The 271-nt window shown below is 63.5% G+C and carries 1 pseudogene; it reads right to left on the bottom strand.

Going from position 1 to position 271, the window contains the following annotated elements:
* Nucleotides 1-271 (bottom strand): annotated as a pseudogene (locus SB772_RS41215) (cation efflux family transporter); the annotation flags it as partial.

Below are 271 nucleotides of genomic sequence, written 5' to 3'. Positions count from 1 at the left end.
CCTGCACGGCCACGACGATCTCCTTGCCCCATTGCAGGGTGATGACGTTCATGATGTGGCGAATCTCGGGCCGCGCGCGCAGAAACGTTTCGATGTCGCGCCGCATTTCCGGACTCGCCGACTCGCCCACGATCATCGACTTCACTTCGCGCGCGACGAGCCACGCGATCGTCATCAGCAGAAAGCCGATGCAGATCGAGCCGCACGCGTCCCACACGGGATTGCCGGTGATCACCGTCAGCAGCACCGCGACGAACGCAATCGCGAGACC

This window comes from Paraburkholderia sp. SIMBA_030, from assembly GCF_046535245.1.
In the GTDB taxonomy this organism is placed as follows: domain Bacteria; phylum Pseudomonadota; class Gammaproteobacteria; order Burkholderiales; family Burkholderiaceae; genus Paraburkholderia.
This window is presented reverse-complemented; position numbering and strand designations above follow the sequence as displayed.